1 protein-coding gene and 1 pseudogene are annotated in these 1,072 nt (G+C 74.9%); one reads left to right on the forward strand and one right to left on the reverse strand.

Annotated features, from left to right (window positions below; all coding sequences use genetic code 11):
• Window positions 1-434 (forward strand): annotated as a pseudogene (locus tag D7X74_RS42030) (serine protease); the annotation flags it as partial.
• A 24-nt stretch (window positions 435-458) separates the two neighbouring features.
• On the opposite strand, the gene D7X74_RS42035 reads toward D7X74_RS42030, so the two are convergent.
• The gene (locus D7X74_RS42035) at window positions 459-1,046 is read right to left on the reverse strand and encodes a DUF2378 family protein (protein WP_120538476.1); all 588 of its coding nucleotides are present in this window, start codon (window positions 1,044-1,046) and stop codon (window positions 459-461) included.
• Window positions 1,047-1,072 lie beyond the last annotated feature (26 nt).

A 1,072-nucleotide genomic window follows, 5' to 3' on the forward strand; every position in this document is an offset into this window, starting at 1 on the left:
CCACCCGGCCCCTGTCCGCGCTGGATGCGCCCCGGCAGCGCGCCACCCGCGTGCGCCACGTGCCCCAGCATGCCGTGAACCTGCTGGAGGGCTGCGCCACGCCCGCGGTGGAGTCCGTGGCCGCCCTCCTGGGCCACGCCATCAACGTGGGCGCCCCCGCCTACAACCGGGGGGACGTGGAGGGCTGCTACCGGCTCTACGCCCACACCGCCGAACAGCTCATCGACGAGCGCGGCGACTGCCCCGGCGTCCAGCGCGCGCTGCGCGACGGCCTGCTGCGGTGCGAGAGCCTGCAGGACGCGGAGGACCGCGCCTGGGCCCTGCGCGACACCTTCGACGGGCTGATGGACGTCATCGGACGCTGGCGCCAGGCCCGGCCGTCCCAGCCGCCGTCGCTCACCCGGCGCACCCCGCCCAAGACGTACCTCAACTAGAGGGGGCGGGGCGCGGGGACGGCCTCAGGGTTCGTCCCAGCGGATCCGCAGCGAATAGCCCTGGGACGCGCGCTCCAGCACGTCCACGCGCGGCAGCACCCGCGTGCGGCGCAGCACCTGCTCCACCACGCCCGCCACGAAGTCCGGCAGCGGATCCGCGTCCACCACCATGGCCCGCCACTCACGCGCGCGCCGCGCCTCCAGCAGCAGCCTCATGTCCTCGCGTCCCGCGCGCAGGTACGTGGGCAGCCGCGACAGGCACCGCTCCGCGCCCAGCAGCGGCGCCGCCGCGGCGAAGATGCGCCCCACCAGCGTCTGCGCGAAGCCCTCCACGTAGTGGTTGCCCAGCACCCGGTTGGCCTCCTCGCTGCCCAGGCCCGGACACGCGTGCCGCCGCGCCACCGCCAGCGACGCGCGCCACACCTCCAGGGAGAAGTACTCCTCCGCCTCCTCCGCCTCCGGGTCGTACCCCACGTCCCGCAGCGCCTGGGCGAACGGGCCCGACGGCCGCAGCGCGTGCTGAAACAATCCCTCGAAGTTGCGACGCGGCACCTGCACCGCCATCAGCGGGAGCCGTGGCTCCCCCGTCGCTTCCTGAATCCAAGGCTCCATGCGCCAACCCCCCCAGGGTCCAGCCC

This window comes from Corallococcus sp. CA047B (assembly GCF_003612065.1).
GTDB lineage: Bacteria > Myxococcota > Myxococcia > Myxococcales > Myxococcaceae > Corallococcus > Corallococcus praedator.

Excerpts from the sequence above, each read along its gene's own strand:
- D7X74_RS42035 (WP_120538476.1), bottom strand. The coding sequence starts at position 1,046 with ATGGAGCCTTGGATTCAGGAAGCGACGGGGGAGCCACGGCTCCCGCTG.